Consider the following 16,158-nt stretch of genomic DNA (forward strand, 5'->3'; position numbering starts at 1 on the left):
TTAAGTAGATATTCATGATGTTATTAATTTACTAAACTCAACAAGGCTGACTTTATAATATTTATGAAATTGTATTATTAAAAATACACTAATTGTACTTTAAGTATTTATAGCTTGTCACGACCTCTCGCCGGTTTCAATTTTAAGGAGCTGTTTCTTGAATGCTCTGGTGGAATGGATAAGATGAGATCTATACCGTGACCGCTTTGCGGCAGTTCATTCTTTGGACGACTTGGGAAACGGCTGATCTCATCCGGTGTTGGTTTATAGTCATCTTGGTTAAACTTGGCTTTTTTCTCGTATTCAGTGCGAGAGATATGACCGCCTAATACCTCGTCAAAGACGTAGTTTTCAGCAATACGTTTATCATGTTCTTCACTGATAAGATCAATTTCGGATTTGTTTGCTTTAGCCCATACAAACTTCTGCTTGAAAAAATCTATGACAAGAGTTGTGAAGCGTTTAAAGATATTATCCTGCCGTGGAATAGCCTGTTTCCTCTTAACTCGTTCAGGGGCGCTTCTGGATGCCCTGTTTGGGTTTTGAGAGGAGGATGTTTTCAGAATAGTATTTGTTTCAGAATCAGAAATACTGACCGATGGTTTCTTACCAGCAACAACCTTACTGATTTTGGATTTATCACGATAGGATTTAACGCCACGCATACGAGTATGAGGAGCTGGCGCTACCAATACAGGTCTTTGAGTTTCATCAGCAGAAGAGCCGAAGTGCGTTTCTGGTAATACAATCTCTTCTGGTTCAGCAAGAACAGCCACGGTGAAGCTTCTGACATCAACGACGATTTCAAGATCAAGTTCGCTGAATGTTTTGTAGACTTCAACCGCGTCCTCCTTCGCTGCGTCACGAACAGCCTGTTCTGCGGCTCTTTGCTCCTGAGCTGCTTTACTACGCCATTTGGCACTGTGGATACGTTTCATTGCAGGGCGGTTTGTTTCGGCGGCTTTGGCAAGCCATAGTGCTTTTTCTTCATTATCCAAAGCAACTGCTGCTTTTTCTAACGCTTCCTCGTGCTGGGCCTGAAGGGAACGATGATCAATACGTTCTGACGAACCAGCGGCAGCAAGGTAGCTGTTAGCCATCGATGCCCATGATTCACGCCAAAGGACAGACATTTTTCTGTCGTTCCAGCTTCTTTCTTTTTTACCAAAACCTTCCGGGCCTATGATTTTTAATGTCAACATAACGTGAGCATGAGGATTATCGCTATCAAGATCATGAAAAGCGATATCGGCAATCATGCCATTATCAACGAAATTTTTCTGACAATACTCAAGGACAAGTTTTTTCTTGTCATCATTATTTAACTCAGTGGGAATGGCAACATCGAAATAACGAGCTGTTTGTCCGTTACTCTGACGCTCGACTCTTTCAACTTCATTCCACAATGCTGTAGAGTCTTTTACAATATGTTGAGGAGCATTAACGGGTGCTAATATGAAATGTCCGTATAAATCGGTACGGCGGCTATAATCATACGTATCGCCTGTTCTTTCATCTGTTATCCTTGTACGAGCATGATAAGCAGCCTTCGCAACGGAAGATTTGCCCTCACTTCGTTTCACAATTTTAAAATCAAGATGAAAAATAGCCATAGAATAAAAACAACCTCAATATAAATTTAAATATAAAACCAAAATATAAATCTCCAATGCAACTATGCTGGTTTTAGTTTTTCGTAAGAAAAACTTTGGTGTTGACGTTGACCTTGTTTCCGAAGGAAACGGTGTTAGCCTGCGGCAGGCAACCGTCGGTAGACCCCACACGCTGCGTAGCAGTGTATAGGTGGGCATTGCTTTATTTTTATATCTCCTAAAGGAGCTAAAAATAACGACAATGTAAAAAGTTTTTCTATACTTAAATAATAACGCTAATTTTAATGTCTGTGAAATTAACAGAGGTGAAATCGGATGAACGGTTGAGGTAGAGTAGTTATATTGGATATTGTTGTTTTAGAGAACGCCCGTAAGGGCAAAAAGAGTATTTTTCCTCCCGCCGTGAGGCGGGAAAACAGAATTTAAGATAAATGGTGAAAGTTGCGAAAGATTTTATGTGTTGCACAATTCACAGGTTAAGACCAGAAATCAGAGTCAAAAAGCAAGAGGTAAAATTATTTTCATTGACTTAATAAAATAAGTAACGCGGAGAGTATCGGATATTTAATGTTAGTGATTGCCCTCGCTTGTGTTGCACAATTTTATTTTTGGCTTACTGATATCTCATTTTTAAAACTAAAACCCCTTTTTTCGGGATGAATCCCATCATTAACAGGGCAAGCCTGTTTAGCAACTGATTGTCTGGAACAATCATATCGCGCTACGTAATTTAATCTGGAATGAAAAACATTCAACTTTCTACTTATGGTTTGACCTTTTACTTTTTTAATTGTATTTCATGCTTTTAACAACTAAAAGGAGAAGTAATTATGAGTGATATTGATAATAGTAAAAAATCACGAACAGAAAAAACAATTAAGCAAAAAATAGCATCAGCACAGATGCGTCTGAATCGTCTAAAGAGTAAGGAAAAATCCCTGACTAAGAGCGCTGAGACACGCCTGAAGATAATCCTTGGGGCAGAAGTAGCTAAAGCTTTTGGCTGTAAAGTAGAAGACGTCGATAAGGAGTTTGTGTTGGGTATATTAATACATTTTCAAAATGTTGGTGCTGAGGATAAGGCAAGGCTGAAATTACGCGGTAAAAGGTTTCTTGAGGATATGGTTGGTAGACAGGAATAACGATATAAAAAATATAACATCATGATAATGATGGTTTTTTTCGTGTTCAGCGACAGTTGGGTATTTAGAGCTACAGAGGTGATTGTTCAAATAGTGTTCGTTTTTGAGATCGTGCTCAAGAAAATCTAAGTGCTTTATGGTGTAGTTTAGCTTAGGTGAATTTTCGTTAAAGTATTGTGGATGAAGGTTTTTTGAAATTTGGCTTTTCCATGAAACCACAATCTTTTTCATTGAGGTGAGGTGGATGTTATGGATGAAGTCAATGTTGCTCAATATTTGAGAATGTCTACAGACCATCAGCAGTATTCAATATTCAATCAATCTCAATTCATAAGTAAGTTTGCGTCAGAACATAAGATGAATATCATTCATACATATGATGACTCTGGAAAAAGTGGGGTTACGGCAAACCGAAGACAGGCATTTCAACAGTTAATAGATGATGTGGTTGAAGGGAAAATAAATATTAAAGCAGTCCTAGTTTATGACATAAGCCGTTTTGGGCGATTTCAGAGTATAGATCAATTTGGATATTATACCCATCAACTTCAAATGCATGGTGTTGGCATCATATATTGTGCTAACCCTATCATTGAAGGGAATAGTGATTATGCTGATTTTCAATTATTCATAGATCGAAAAAAAGCTTCTTCTTTAAGTCGGGATTTATCACAAAAAGTCTTTCTTGGGCAAGCTAATCTGGCAGGTCGTGGATATCATCAAGGCGGGCCTGCTGGGTATGGTTTACGAAGAATGTTGATAGATGAAAATCATAAACATAAAGGCATACTTAAATATAGAGAGTGGAAAAGCATCCAGACTGATCGAATAATTTTAGTATTAGGGCCGGAAGATGAAGTCATAACGGTTAGATGGATATACGATCAATTCGTGAATAGCTTTAAGCCAGAGAGGGTTATTGCCTCTGAGTTGAATAGAAAAGGGATTACTGCAGAGCATGGCACTAAATGGACCAGAGGAAAGATCCATGAGATTTTAACTAACGAAAAGTATATTGGTCATAATGTCTATAACCGAACGTCTTCTCGTTTAAAGCAGCGTCTTATGCACAATCCACAGCATGAATGGATAAGATGTGAAAATGCTTTTGAAGCTATTATTTCCCCTGAGTTATTTTTACAAGCGCAGACTATTATTAGTAATAGAAGTATTCATCTTAGTAATGATGTTTTACTTGGTAAACTCTCCGAGCTTTTTAAAACCAAAGGGAAACTATCAGGAATAATTATAGATGAAGATGATGATACACCATCCTCATCTGTTTATAGGAAACGTTTTGGTGGTCTATTACAGGCTTATAAATTAATTGACTACAAGCCAAAGCATGATTATGACTATTTGCGAATTAATTCCTTTCTAAGAGAAAAGTATCATAGCTTAGTTGAAAAACTCATTTTTGATATTACAGAACAAGGTTGTTATGTTGATTATGATGAGGAGTCTAAATTATTTATTATAAATGATGAAGTTAAACTGTCTGTAGTTATCTCCCGCTGTTTTATGAATAACACGAGAAAGCGTTGGAGAATCCGGTTTGAGCGAAAGTTTAGTTATGATATTTGTATCGTTGTTAGACTTGATAGTCAAAATGTGAACACGAAAGATTACTATATATTTCCATCAATAGAGTTGTTGGATAATCAGTTTGTTTTTGAAGGGTTTAATCCTTATCAGTTAGAGTTTTATCGATATGATGACTTGATCCCTTTTTTGCAGATCCTTAAACGTGATATTTTTTAAAAGGAGTCCACCGATGAGAGAATATGAAGAAATAAAGCTTATAGATATCTCTGCGATTAGGATTGTGAATCCACGTTCCAGAAGTAAATCTATCCATAATGAACTTGTTGAAAGCATAAAAAACATAGGGTTGAAAAAACCAATTACAATAAGGTTATCTGATTCCCCTTGTGAGAGATACCTATACGATTTGATTTGTGGGCAAGGGCGGATTGAAGCTTATGAAATATTAGGTGAAAACCAAATACCAGCAATTATAAAATCTGTAGATCATGAAGATGGGCATATCATGAGCCTCGCTGAGAACATTGCACGAAGAAAACCACGTTCTACTGAACTTCTCGATAGTATTATAGAGCTGAAAAATAAAGGCTTTACTGAGCTAGAGGTTGCAAATAAAATTGGTCGTTCTAGAACTTGGGTAAGTTCTATTGTGTCATTGAAAGAAAATGGTGAAGATAAATTGCTTGCTGCTGTTGAGTCTGGAAGAATACCAATATATCTAGCTGTGGAAATATCAAGAGCTAAAGGAATTGACATACAAAATATTCTTTTAGAAGGTTTCAATTCTGGTGAACTTAACTCCAAGCAAATAGCTGCGATTAAAAGAATCTTAGCACAAAGGGAAACATCAGGTAAGGGAAGTGATAATAATGCTTTCGTACAGGGCGCAAAAAGGAAACGGATTACTTCTGAAGAATTGAAGGAACTTTATCAAGAAAATGTTAAAAGACATAAAGTTATCCATACAAGATCTGAGTTTACAATATCTAGCTTAATGGTCGTTAAGGAGATAATGATTAATTTACTGCAAAATAAAGAATTTTCCGGCCTTTTGTCTGTTGAGAGTTTAAATTCTGTCCCAGCATTTATTCTGGATAACGTTGATCCTGAACGAGGACTAGAAAATGAATAAGCCTAACTTTGGTAATAAATTTTTCAATATGAATGTTTCCGATTTGATATATGGAAAAGAGTTGCCAATTAATGTTAAATCGAGCGTTAAATATCTTCAGATACTTTCAACGGTGAAAACAGTAGGTATCATAGAACCCGTAGTTATCTATATTAATAAACTGTCAGAAAAGATCATACTTGATGGTCATTTAAGAGTTGAAGCATCAAAGGACATTGGGCTATCTACTATACCTTGTTTAATTTCAGAGGATGAAGAATCTTACAGCTATAACAAGTACGTAAATCGATTACCTGTTATTCAGGAGTATCGTATGATATTGCAGGCTGTGGATGCTGGTGTTTCAGAAGAAAAAATTAGTCAATCCCTTAACATATCAGTAGATACACTCAGGGCAAAGTTCAGATTACTTGATGGGATTAGCCCGGAAACTACCGCTTTATTAGCAAATCAACATGTTCCTCAAGCAATATTCGCTATTTTACGTAAAATGAAACCTGAAAGACAGCTGGAAGCGGTATCCACGATGATGAGTATAAATAATTTCAGTCGTAAATTTGCTCTATCATTGTTACATTATACTTCTGATGATATGTTAATAAATCCGAAAGATTCTAAGCTCAAGCAACAAGACATAGCAAAAAATTTTGCCAGAATGGAACGCGAAATGGCTGCAATGGAAATGGAGACCAAGCAACTCGAAAATATATATGGTACAAATAATTTAAAGTTGGCAGTGATTATTGGTCACATTAAGAAATTACTATCAAATTATGCCGTATTAAATTGGTTGGTAGATAATAATCCGGATTATTTAGCTCAACTAAAGAAAATTGCTGCTATTGACTCATTGCCAATGTACGAAGATGAAGAGTTGCGTTGAGTATTATACGGCCCACTATGAACAATGCATTTTATGTTGTAGTGTGTTGTTCATAGTTGTGCTATACATTATATATTATATTTTAAATCTGAAAGTTTTAGAGGAATAAATTTGACAATTGATATTTAATATTATATTTAATAAGTGTTCCTTGTGAATATTCACTTCAACGAAGTGTCTGATTGCCCCACATATGGGGAGATGTTTGCAGCCCAATGGGCTGATTGATTTGCCCCAAGTGTGGGGATATGTATTCTCTCCAATGGAGAGTTCCCTTCAAGGGAAAAGGAAAGGGCCTTACGGCCCTTTTCCATTTTATATACTGCTTAACACATCATTTATGGTTGTAGAGAGCATATATCTCGCAGGATTAAGCATCTGATCTTTGAGTGAGATAAAATGAGCATTGCCACAAGTAATTTTCGCATCTTCTTCATTACCAAGACCAATGTGTTTACTTTTTGTCTCTACAACAAAGTAAATATGTTCTTCACCATTGTCTTCAATAACTAAGGCCCAGTCAGGATTGTAGGTTCCCAGTGGCGTCGGGATTTTAAACCAACCGGGAAGCTTCACATAAAGCTTAACTTCATCCTGTTCTTCGAGTTCCTGAGCGAAACGGCTTTCGACTTCAGAATCTTTAGGAACATATTCGTAAACGGACTTAGATGAGGTTTCGAAAAGATTACGGGCATATCCTGTTAGCTCTTTATCAATAAAGAGACTTTGAGCATACACCACTCCATTTAGTGGATAATATTTAATACCGTCAACAATTGACAGGCGTTTGCAGTAGTTGATTCGACTTATAGCTTCACTGATAAACTGCTGTGGGTTTTTAGCAAAATCAGCGAGTCTTCCACTTTCTTTCAGGATGGTGCTTAAACTTCGTCTTGTCAGTCCGGTTTTTTCCTGTAGAACACCAAGAATATCTGGCAGCGGTTGTTCAGCAACATCAATAACAGCGCTTGTTGTCCCATTAGACTGTGCCTTAACATCAAGGCCTGACTGGCTTTGTTTGATTGTTGCTTTGCTGAAACTGACCATCGCTTTTGCTACAGGCTGCATTTCAGAAAGTGATTTCGTACAAGATTTGATCAGTTCGTCTTCGTCAAATGCCAGTCGGTACAGTGTTTTTTGACAAATGCGCTGCCATAACGCTTCGAATTCCGGGCTGTTTAAGACTTCTTTTCGGTATTTGATTGTTTTACGCTCATCAGCATTGTTTATATTGAGTCGCCCTGCTGATTTACGCAGGATAATTTCAATTTGTTCCTGTAGTGAGGCATACTTCTCACTAACAACAAAAGTGTCTTCGAATAACACTTCTTTCAGGGCTTTTGTGATTTTCCCCGATTTTTCCAGATAACCTTCGGTCTGTAGTTCAGACCAAATCTCATGTGAACCGGAGATACCCACAGCTTGTGAGGAATCAGAGAAGATCAGATGGGCAAACGCATCTTTTTCGATGATACCAAAACGGATGCCTGTTTCGTTCTCAATTTCGCTCTGTAGTCGTTCGGCATAGGCTTCATAATTTTCACTGGCAACGACAGTCAGAATGTTAATGCTGTCATCACGAACACGTTCCCCCTCTTGGTTAACGCACAGGCGAAGACCACGGCCTAATGTTTGACGACGTTCTCGTTCACTTCCCATCTCTCGAAGGCTACAGATCTGGAATACATTGGGGTTATCCCAGCCTTCTTTTAAAGCAGAGTGTGAAAAAATAAATCTTACCGGATTCGAGAAACTCAAAAGTTTCTCTTTATTTTTCATAATGAGATTATAACCACGCTCCGCATTTTCCCGGCCTGCATTATTGCTTTCGCTTGTTTCAGCCCATGAACCTTTTTTATCAATGGAGAAATAACCATCATGAACGTCTTTAGCATGTTCTGGATGAGAAGGGAGCAAATCTTTATATGCGGGGCTTTTGATCGCTTTTAGATATTCTTCTTCAAAGATACGTGCATATTCACCCGGTTCACGAAGTCCTTCTTCATTAGTTTGGCGATAGAAATCAACCTTATCAATGAAGAACAGGGTGAGAACCTTTATTTGCTGAGAATTCAGGCGAAGTTCTTTATCAAGATGTTCACGAATTGTACGTCTAATCATATGACGCTGGATGAACATCGGGTCAATATCACCCACGATATCACCCACTTTCATATAGTAGGTATTAGAAGGTGTTTCTAGTGTAAGATAACCTTCTTTGCCCGTGCGGATCTCGCTAATCCTGTATCCCTGATAAATATCACGCCCTGTTTCGTCATCAAGTGTCATACCGTCATACACGGTAATCTCCGTACGCTTTATGCTCCCTTTTTTATCTGTTATATCAACAGTAACAGTCGCGTTAATATTATTCTTCTTACTGTTAATACTGACCAGTTTTACATAGGGGCTATTGCTTGCATTCTGGACTTCAAGCCCGGCAACTTCGATTTGTTTGACCAATTTTTGATTGTAGGCATCAATGGCATCGAGGCGATACACCATATGATGTTTATGCACATGTGTCGCTGAATAGCGTAAGGTGAACATTGGGTGCATAGCATCAAGAGCGGTTTTACCCGCACCGTTTAAACCACCATCCACACTTTGCGGTTCGTCTACAATAATAATTGGACGTGTAGCACGTATCAGATCGATTGGCTTATCCAGTTCGTCAACGGTTGTTTTTTCACTGGACTGATAGAGCTTATTAACATCTTTTTTGTTAATCGCACCCACCGTCATTACCATGATCTGCATAACAGAGCTGGTTGCAAAATTTCGCACATCAGCAGGTTTTGCTGAATCATACAGATAGTATTGGTATGGAGTACCCGCATACAAACTTTTGAAATGTTCTTCAGTGATTTGTAGTGTTTTATAAACGCCTTCCTTGATGGCAACGGAAGGAACTACGATGATAAATTTGCTCATGCCATAACGTTTATTCAACTCAAGCATGGTGCGAAGATAAACATACGTTTTACCTGTCCCTGTTTCCATCTCGACAGTAAAATCATGGCTGTCGAGCACAGGTGAAGGAGGAAGCTGATTTTTCAACTGAACATTGTTTAAGTTTTTCAGCAGAACATCATCTTCGGGTATCTGTGGGTTTACAGGCATTGAACCTGTTGCGCCTTCAAATGAGAGTGCACCCTGTGCTGGGGCCAGCACAGTCATTTCGCTTTCCCATTTCTCTTGCCCTTCAAACAAATCACAGACCGAAGTTATGGCGTTTTGCTGATAGGTAAGGTCAGATTCAAAATGTAGTTTCATCTCATTCCTTACAGGCTGTGCAGGTTAGTCAGGCCATGCTGTTCCAGAATGGCGCAAAGATTTGTTTTAGCGACGTTATTTTCAAATGCGTCATCAAGGAAATAGCAGACAGTATCTTTGCCAGCCTTCAAACTCTTATGCCAGTCAATGATCCCCTTGGTCAGTTCTTCTACTGAAGATGCAGGGATTTGTTTAGCAAAGCAGGTAAACAATTTGCCACCGTCAACGCAAGAAACGGTTAATCCATCAAACTGACGGGTTTCAATGTTTACACTCAGGTCAATGCCACGCTTAAGCATCAACTCTGTAAGTAAATCTTCTTCACTACGGCCATCAAGGATTGGGCTTACATAGGCGTCAATCTGTTCTGCAAGGGTTTCTGCTGTGGCTTCCCACGGACGGATATTAGATGTATCGAGTTTGAAAACACGAAAACCAACATCTCCTTTCCATTCTGGATTGTCTTCACGAACTTTTTTACCTGCACGACGCAGGCGCTCTTTGGTTAATTCACAGATAGTTTTTGGTAGCCTTTCTTGGACACAAAAGTTATATGCCTGTTTTTGCTCCTGATTATCAAATGATAATTTTTCGGGTAACTGAACTAATATATATTTCAGCGAAGTGTTGTTTTCGGCATTGTACTTGTAAAGGCTATGGCCAAAGGAGCCTGAACCAGCAAAGAAATCCATGACAATTTCATTTTCTTTAACTCTAGAAATTTCAACGAGATATTTCAGAAGGTTTGTGGGCTTAGCAAAATCAAATGGTATGCCAAGTTCTTTTAATTCTTTAGAACTTTGTCTGTTCTCCCATTTATTTATTAAATTTCCCGGCACCATTCCTTTTTCTTGCTGATCTTTTAACCAAAGCTTGTTGTATATGTTATATTTTGCCTGCTTCCCTTCTTCATCTACAAGTGCTGATGTAGTGGTTTCTTTGAAAACAATATTCCCGAGGTTATATTCCTCTTTATATCTTGTGTACGTCCATTTCCATACACCATCACCTCGTTCAGGAGTGATCTGCACTCCTTCTTTCACACTGTTGGGGAAAGTGGAACCCGGAGGAATAACAAAACTACCATCTGGACATTCTATCCAGTAGCGTTGGTTAGCCCTTGCATCCAAGCTAGCTTTATAAAGCCTTTCTTCACCATAAATTTCACCATCGCGTATGCCGCCGCTCTGTGTTTTGTTATAATAAGTTGCAATTTGTTCTGCACCAATCTTTGCTCTGAAATGAGTCGCTCTGTTGATATTTTTTGCGTAAACTAAAATAAATTCAACATTTGGCGTGAAAAAATTCCCTTTTGCACCGCCAGTTTTCATTAGTCGTGATATAGTTGATATGAAGTTGTCTTCACCAAAAATATCATTACAGGTGATTTTCAGATTCTCTATTTCTGAGTCATCGATAGAAATAAAAATAACACCATCTTCACTAAGCAAGTTTCTCGCAAGCTTAAGACGAGGATACATCATGTTCAGCCAATCAGTATGATAACGTCCACTGGTTTCTGTATTTGTGCTTAAACGTGCTCCGTCTTCTGTCTGTCCAGTAATTTCAAGATAATTTTTCATATTATCTTGGAAGTTATCAGGATAGACAAAATCTTTACCGGTATTGTAAGGCGGATCGATATAAATAAGCTTAACTTTTCCGGCATAACTTTTTTGAAGAAGCTTCAACACTTCAAGGTTATCACCTTCGATCATAATATTTTGGGTGTTATCCCAATCAACACTTTCATCTTTACATGGACGTAAAGTGCCACGGGAAGGGATTAGAGCAAGCTGGCGAGCCTGACGTTTACCATGCCAGTTCAGGCCATAGCGCTCTTCTTTTTCGTCTACATTTACACCCAAAAGCTGTTTCAAAACATCAAAATCAATGCTTCCTTCATTAAATGCTTCAGGAAACAAAGGTTTAAGTTTGCTAATATTATCTTCCGTTATATTCATTGATTGTAGTTCTGTCATATCAGAAGTTAGTTTATTCATAAAAAGTATCCGTCCTGAAGTCACGGGAAATCGGTGCCTGAAATTGGTAAACATTCTACGGTATGAAGTCATAGCCATCAACCAATGATGGCTATTCAAATATATTCAAAACAAAGGGTTACATGCTGCTATGTAATGGGTTATCAAGCGGTTAGCCTTGAATTTCAAACTCAAAACGATCAACTGCGGGCAAACTCAAACGGCCTGACCGCTCTATCTCGATTGCCATCAAGATAGTCAGCCCACCACTGAAGCATTAGCCTCCGCTCATCGAGATGTTCAGCAAGATGGATGTAGGCGGCGCGAACATGGTTACGCTCCTGATGGCTCATTTGACGTTCAACAGCATCTTTTGACCATAAGCCGGATTCAATCAAGGCACTACAGGCCATAGAGCGGAAACCATGTCCACAAACTTCTGTTTTGGTGTCATAGCCCATTTTACGAAGCGCGTTGTTGATAGTGTTTTCACTCATGGGCTTATAGGCATAATGATCACCAATGAAGATGATTTCCTGATCTCCACTGAGCTTCTGAATTTCTCTCAGGGTTGCTATTGCCTGCTTGCTTAATGGGACAAGGTGAGGGGTTTTCATCTTAGAGCCACGGCTGGAGTGTTTCACTCCTTGAAGTTCGTCACGTTCTGCAGGTATCGTCCAGAGCGCATTCTTGAAATCAATTTCAGACCAGCGGGCAAAACGCATCTCACTTGAACGAACAAAAGTCAGTAAAGTGAGTCGAACAGCAAGGCGGGTGAGCAGTCTTCCTCTGTAGCTCTCAATACGGCTGAGAAGCTCTGTAATGCGTTCAAATGGAAGAGCCGGGCGATGGACTCGTTTCGCTGTTGCAATGGCTCCAGCTAAGTCCTGAGCAGGGTTACTATCGATAATACTGTTATGGACAGCATATCGCATGATAGCGGTGATACGTTGCTGGAGACGGGCTGCAATCTCAAGATGCCCGGACTTTTCAGCCGCCTTAATTGGTTGGAGTAGGTCACGGGTTTTGAGGTCGGTAATGTTTCGTTTACCAATAACAGGGAACACATGGTTGGTAAGGCTGTTCAGCACTCTTTCAGCATGTGTTTCTGACCAGTTGATGTTGCTTGCATGCCAGTCTCTGGCAACGGACTCAAAAGCAAGAGCGCCGCTTTGCTCTACCTTTTCAGATTTTTTCTTTTCGGAGGGGTCAATACCAGCAGCAATTAATCTTCTGGCATCATCTCTACGGTTACGGGCATCAGCAAGAGAGACTGCAGGGTAGACCCCAAGAGCCAGTAGCTTTTGTTTTCCTGCAAAGCGGTATTGTAGACGCCAGTATTTGGAGCCATTAGGATGAATAAGAAGATGCATGCCATTGCCGTCAGTCAGCTTTACAGGCTTGTCAGCGGGCTTGGCATTTCTTACTTTGACATCAGTGAGAGCCATCGTTTACCCCTCCCTGTGATGGTACAAAACGTATCGAACTAACAATACCAACAGATATACCATCAAGGCAATGTGGATGTTGATGAATGTTAATGAACGTCAGGGAAGGGGATAAAGTAGATAGTTTATTGACTTTAAAAAGAAAAACGGACGTCAATGGACGTCCGTGTATGAATAAGTGGTGCCCGGACTCGGAATCGAACCAAGGACACGGGGATTTTCAATCCCCTGCTCTACCGACTGAGCTATCCGGGCAACGGGGCGCATTAAACCGTATTGGCCGGATGGCGTCAATCGCTTTCTGTCACAAAGCCGATCGGTTGCTCTATTTTCAGGCAGCGAGCCCGGAGGGGCGGGGGACGGGAGGATATCCTCATTCAATAAATATGCATATAAAACGTGTATTTATACTACTCTAGAACGCGCCATTTATTATTTTTCAATTAAATAACAATGGATTATATCTTGGTCAACGGACGTTCAATCAAGACGATTCTCGCTTGAACCCCGCAACGAATCATGCAATCATTGCGCAAATTTTAGCACTCTCCGTTCGCTAACGGTGTTCCCGCTTCTTATAAGCCAGAGGGTTATTGGCATGACTGGTTTTGTTGCTCAAGCGCTGCTGCGCACCAGACATCTGACGCCGCCACCGTTCCGCCGTTGTTTCCTCCGCACGTCATCCGCCCGAATACGCCTGCCGGCCATGCTGTAAGGCCGCCTGACGCTCGCTGTTAGGCATGCGTAAAGCCAGCGCTGCGGCCCTGATTTTACTGATGTCTGTCGGACGCTGCCAAGACCAGTTCCCCCGATAGCCGCCTGATGATCCCCGATCATGAGCCGGTCACGCACGCCGCTTATGCTGCCGTGCCCGGGTATCGCTTTTACCGGGATAACCGCGTTATCTCATTACCGTGCCGGTGGCACACCCTCATCCTTCACCGTTTGAGAGTCAGCATGATGAAAGAATTGAAAATCGCGACCAGCGCCAGCCTGGTCGCCACCATTGAGACGCTGCGCCAGATCGTGCGCGTAGAGCAGACGGACTACACCGACGTGGCGGCGGTGGTGGTGTCGGTCGCCGACGTGAACGCCGGCATTCTGGCGCGTTTGCAGGCGACGGGGTTCGACATTCCGACCTTCGTGGCGGTGGAAGGGGACGAGCATCTCTCGCCGGACTATCTGCCGTTTGTCAGTGGGGTTTTCGCGCTGCTGGCCGGCGCCAGCAAGCCGTTCTACATGGCGCAGCTGGAGGCCGCCGCCGACGCCTATGAGCAGGCGCTGCTGCCGCCGTTCTTCAAAACGCTGAAGACCTACGTCGAGATGGAAAACTCGACCTTCGCCTGCCCAGGGCATCAGGGCGGCGAGTTCTTCCGTAAACACCCGGCCGGCCGGCAGTTTTTTGATTTCTACGGCGAGACCCTGTTCCGTTCCGATATGTGCAACGCCGACGTCAAGTTGGGCGATCTGCTGATCCACGAAGGCTCGGCCAAGGATGCGCAAAAGCACGCGGCGCGGGTGTTCAACGCCGATAAAACCTACTTCGTGCTCAACGGCACCTCGGCGGCCAACAAGGTGGTGACCAACGCGCTGCTGACCCGCGGCGATCTGGTACTGTTCGATCGCAACAACCACAAATCCAACCACCACGGGGCGCTGATCCAGGCCGGCGCCACGCCGATCTATCTGGAAACCGCCCGCAACCCTTTCGGCTTTATCGGCGGCATCGATGCGCACTGCTTCGACGAACGCTATCTGCGCGAGCAGATCCGCGAGGTTGCGCCGGAGAAAGCCGCGGCGGCGCGGCCGTTCCGGTTGGCGATCATTCAGCTCGGCACTTACGACGGCACGATTTACAACGCTCGCCAGGTGATCGACACCATCGGCCACCTGTGCGACTACATCCTGTTCGACTCCGCCTGGGTGGGCTACGAAGGCTTTATTCCGATGCTGAAAGAGTGCTCGCCGCTGCTGCTGGAGCTGGACGAGCACGATCCGGGGATCTTCGTCACCCAGTCGGTGCATAAACAGCAGGCGGGGTTCTCGCAGACCTCGCAGATCCACAAGAAAGACGACCACATCAAAGGGCAAAAGCGCCACTGCAACCACAAGCACCTGAACAACGCATTCATGCTGCATGCGTCGACCAGCCCGTTCTATCCGCTGTTCGCCGCGCTGGACGTCAACGCCAAGATGCACGCCGGCGCCGCCGGGCGCCGCATGTGGATGGACTGCGTCAAGCTGGGCATCGAGACGCGCAAACAGCTGCTCACGCGCTGCTCGCAGCTGAAGCCGTTTATTCCGCTGCAGGTGGCGGGCAAAGACTGGCAGGATTACGATACCGATCTGATCGCCAACGACGCGCGCTTCTTCACCTTCGTGCCGGGGGAGACGTGGCACGGCTTTGAAGGCTATGCCCAGGACCAGTATCTGGTGGATCCGTGCAAGTTGCTGCTGACCACGCCGGGCATCGACGCTTCGACCGGCCAATACACCGAGTTCGGCGTGCCGGCCACCATTCTGGCCAACTTCCTGCGCGAGAACGGCATCGTGCCGGAGAAGTGCGATCTCAACTCGATCCTGTTCCTGCTGACCCCGGCGGAGAACCCGGCCAAGATGGAACAACTGGTGGAGATGCTGGCGCAGTTCGAACGTTATGTCGAAGTGGATGCGCCGCTGAGCGTGGTGCTGCCGACGGTGTACCGCAAGAACGAGCAGCGTTACCGCGGCTACAGCATTCGCCGGCTGTGTCAGGAGATGCACGATCTGTACGTCAGCTTTGACGTCAAGCAGCTGCAAAAGGAGATGTTCCGTCAGGATCATTTCCCGCCGGTGGTGATGAACCCGCAGGACGCCAACGTGGAGTTTATCCGCGACAACGTCGAGCTGGTGCCGATCGGCCAGGCGGAAGGGCGCATTGCGGCGGAGGGGGCCCTGCCGTACCCGCCGGGCGTACTGTGCGTGGTGCCGGGCGAAGTGTGGGGCGGCGCGGCGCAGCGCTACTTCCTGGCGCTGGAGGAGGGCATCAACCGCCTGCCGGGCTTCTCGCCGGAGCTGCAGGGGGTCTACATCGAGAAAAAAGATCACGGCTGGAAGCGCATCTTCGGCTATATGATCAAGCCATGAAAAAAGGGCCG

9 protein-coding genes and 1 tRNA gene are annotated in these 16,158 nt (G+C 42.9%); 5 read left to right on the forward strand and 5 right to left on the reverse strand.

Annotation, left to right across the window (positions count from 1 at the left end):
- Positions 1-107: 107 nt before the first annotated feature.
- Positions 108-1,613: a MobQ family relaxase gene (gene mobQ, locus ACMGGK_RS02745; RefSeq protein ID WP_420276665.1), complete on the reverse strand. Its 1,506-nt coding sequence runs from the start codon at positions 1,611-1,613 to the stop codon at positions 108-110.
- An 830-nt stretch (positions 1,614-2,443) separates the two neighbouring features.
- Here mobQ and ACMGGK_RS02750 point away from each other — a divergent pair.
- From ACMGGK_RS02750 to ACMGGK_RS02765, 4 genes are all read left to right on the forward strand, one after another.
- Entirely contained in the window at positions 2,444-2,755 is a 312-nt protein-coding gene (locus ACMGGK_RS02750; RefSeq protein ID WP_420276666.1) for a conjugal transfer protein TraD, read from the forward strand.
- A 249-nt stretch (positions 2,756-3,004) separates the two neighbouring features.
- Positions 3,005-4,516, forward strand: coding sequence for a recombinase family protein (locus tag ACMGGK_RS02755; protein ID WP_420276667.1), 1,512 nt, complete (start codon positions 3,005-3,007; stop codon positions 4,514-4,516).
- 13 nt (positions 4,517-4,529) lie between these two features.
- Entirely contained in the window at positions 4,530-5,432 is a 903-nt protein-coding gene (locus ACMGGK_RS02760; RefSeq protein WP_420276668.1) for a ParB/RepB/Spo0J family partition protein, read from the forward strand.
- The gene (locus ACMGGK_RS02765; RefSeq protein WP_420276669.1) at positions 5,425-6,315 is read left to right on the forward strand and encodes a plasmid partitioning protein RepB C-terminal domain-containing protein; all 891 of its coding nucleotides are present in this window, start codon (positions 5,425-5,427) and stop codon (positions 6,313-6,315) included. The genes ACMGGK_RS02760 and ACMGGK_RS02765 overlap by 8 nt, the downstream gene beginning before the upstream one ends.
- A gap of 315 nt (positions 6,316-6,630) precedes the next feature.
- Here the strand turns inward: ACMGGK_RS02765 and ACMGGK_RS02770 are convergent, their stop codons facing one another.
- The 4 genes from ACMGGK_RS02770 to ACMGGK_RS02785 all read right to left on the reverse strand — a co-directional run bounded on the left by ACMGGK_RS02770 (position 6,631) and on the right by ACMGGK_RS02785 (position 13,276).
- Positions 6,631-9,591 (reverse strand): type III restriction-modification system endonuclease, encoded by a 2,961-nt coding sequence (locus ACMGGK_RS02770; protein WP_420276670.1) that lies wholly within the window; start codon positions 9,589-9,591, stop codon positions 6,631-6,633.
- 8 nt (positions 9,592-9,599) lie between these two features.
- Positions 9,600-11,594 carry a site-specific DNA-methyltransferase gene (locus tag ACMGGK_RS02775; protein ID WP_191931057.1) on the reverse strand — a complete coding sequence of 665 codons (1,995 nt, stop codon included), beginning with the start codon at positions 11,592-11,594 and terminating at the stop codon, positions 9,600-9,602.
- A gap of 179 nt (positions 11,595-11,773) precedes the next feature.
- Positions 11,774-13,021, reverse strand: coding sequence for a tyrosine-type recombinase/integrase (locus ACMGGK_RS02780; RefSeq protein WP_420276671.1), 1,248 nt, complete (start codon positions 13,019-13,021; stop codon positions 11,774-11,776).
- A gap of 179 nt (positions 13,022-13,200) precedes the next feature.
- Positions 13,201-13,276, reverse strand: a tRNA-Phe gene (locus ACMGGK_RS02785).
- A 705-nt stretch (positions 13,277-13,981) separates the two neighbouring features.
- Between ACMGGK_RS02785 and speF the strand changes: the two genes are divergently transcribed.
- Positions 13,982-16,147 (forward strand): ornithine decarboxylase SpeF, encoded by a 2,166-nt coding sequence (gene speF, locus ACMGGK_RS02790; RefSeq protein ID WP_049300554.1) that lies wholly within the window; start codon positions 13,982-13,984, stop codon positions 16,145-16,147.
- Positions 16,148-16,158 lie beyond the last annotated feature (11 nt).

The sequence above is a fragment of the Serratia sp. BNK-33-b genome (assembly GCF_048684565.1).
GTDB lineage: Bacteria > Pseudomonadota > Gammaproteobacteria > Enterobacterales > Enterobacteriaceae > Serratia > Serratia marcescens.

What these genes read in the sequence shown, in the direction of transcription:
- mobQ (WP_420276665.1), bottom strand. Translation starts at nt 1,613, where the DNA reads ATGGCTATTTTTCATCTTGATTTTAAAATTGTGAAACGAAGTGAGGGC.
- ACMGGK_RS02750 (WP_420276666.1), top strand. Translation starts at nt 2,444, where the DNA reads ATGAGTGATATTGATAATAGTAAAAAATCACGAACAGAAAAAACAATT.
- ACMGGK_RS02755 (WP_420276667.1), top strand. Translation starts at nt 3,005, where the DNA reads ATGGATGAAGTCAATGTTGCTCAATATTTGAGAATGTCTACAGACCAT.
- ACMGGK_RS02760 (WP_420276668.1), top strand. Translation starts at nt 4,530, where the DNA reads ATGAGAGAATATGAAGAAATAAAGCTTATAGATATCTCTGCGATTAGG.
- ACMGGK_RS02765 (WP_420276669.1), top strand. Translation starts at nt 5,425, where the DNA reads ATGAATAAGCCTAACTTTGGTAATAAATTTTTCAATATGAATGTTTCC.
- ACMGGK_RS02770 (WP_420276670.1), bottom strand. Translation starts at nt 9,591, where the DNA reads ATGAAACTACATTTTGAATCTGACCTTACCTATCAGCAAAACGCCATA.
- ACMGGK_RS02775 (WP_191931057.1), bottom strand. Translation starts at nt 11,594, where the DNA reads ATGAATAAACTAACTTCTGATATGACAGAACTACAATCAATGAATATA.
- ACMGGK_RS02780 (WP_420276671.1), bottom strand. Translation starts at nt 13,021, where the DNA reads ATGGCTCTCACTGATGTCAAAGTAAGAAATGCCAAGCCCGCTGACAAG.
- speF (WP_049300554.1), top strand. Translation starts at nt 13,982, where the DNA reads ATGAAAGAATTGAAAATCGCGACCAGCGCCAGCCTGGTCGCCACCATT.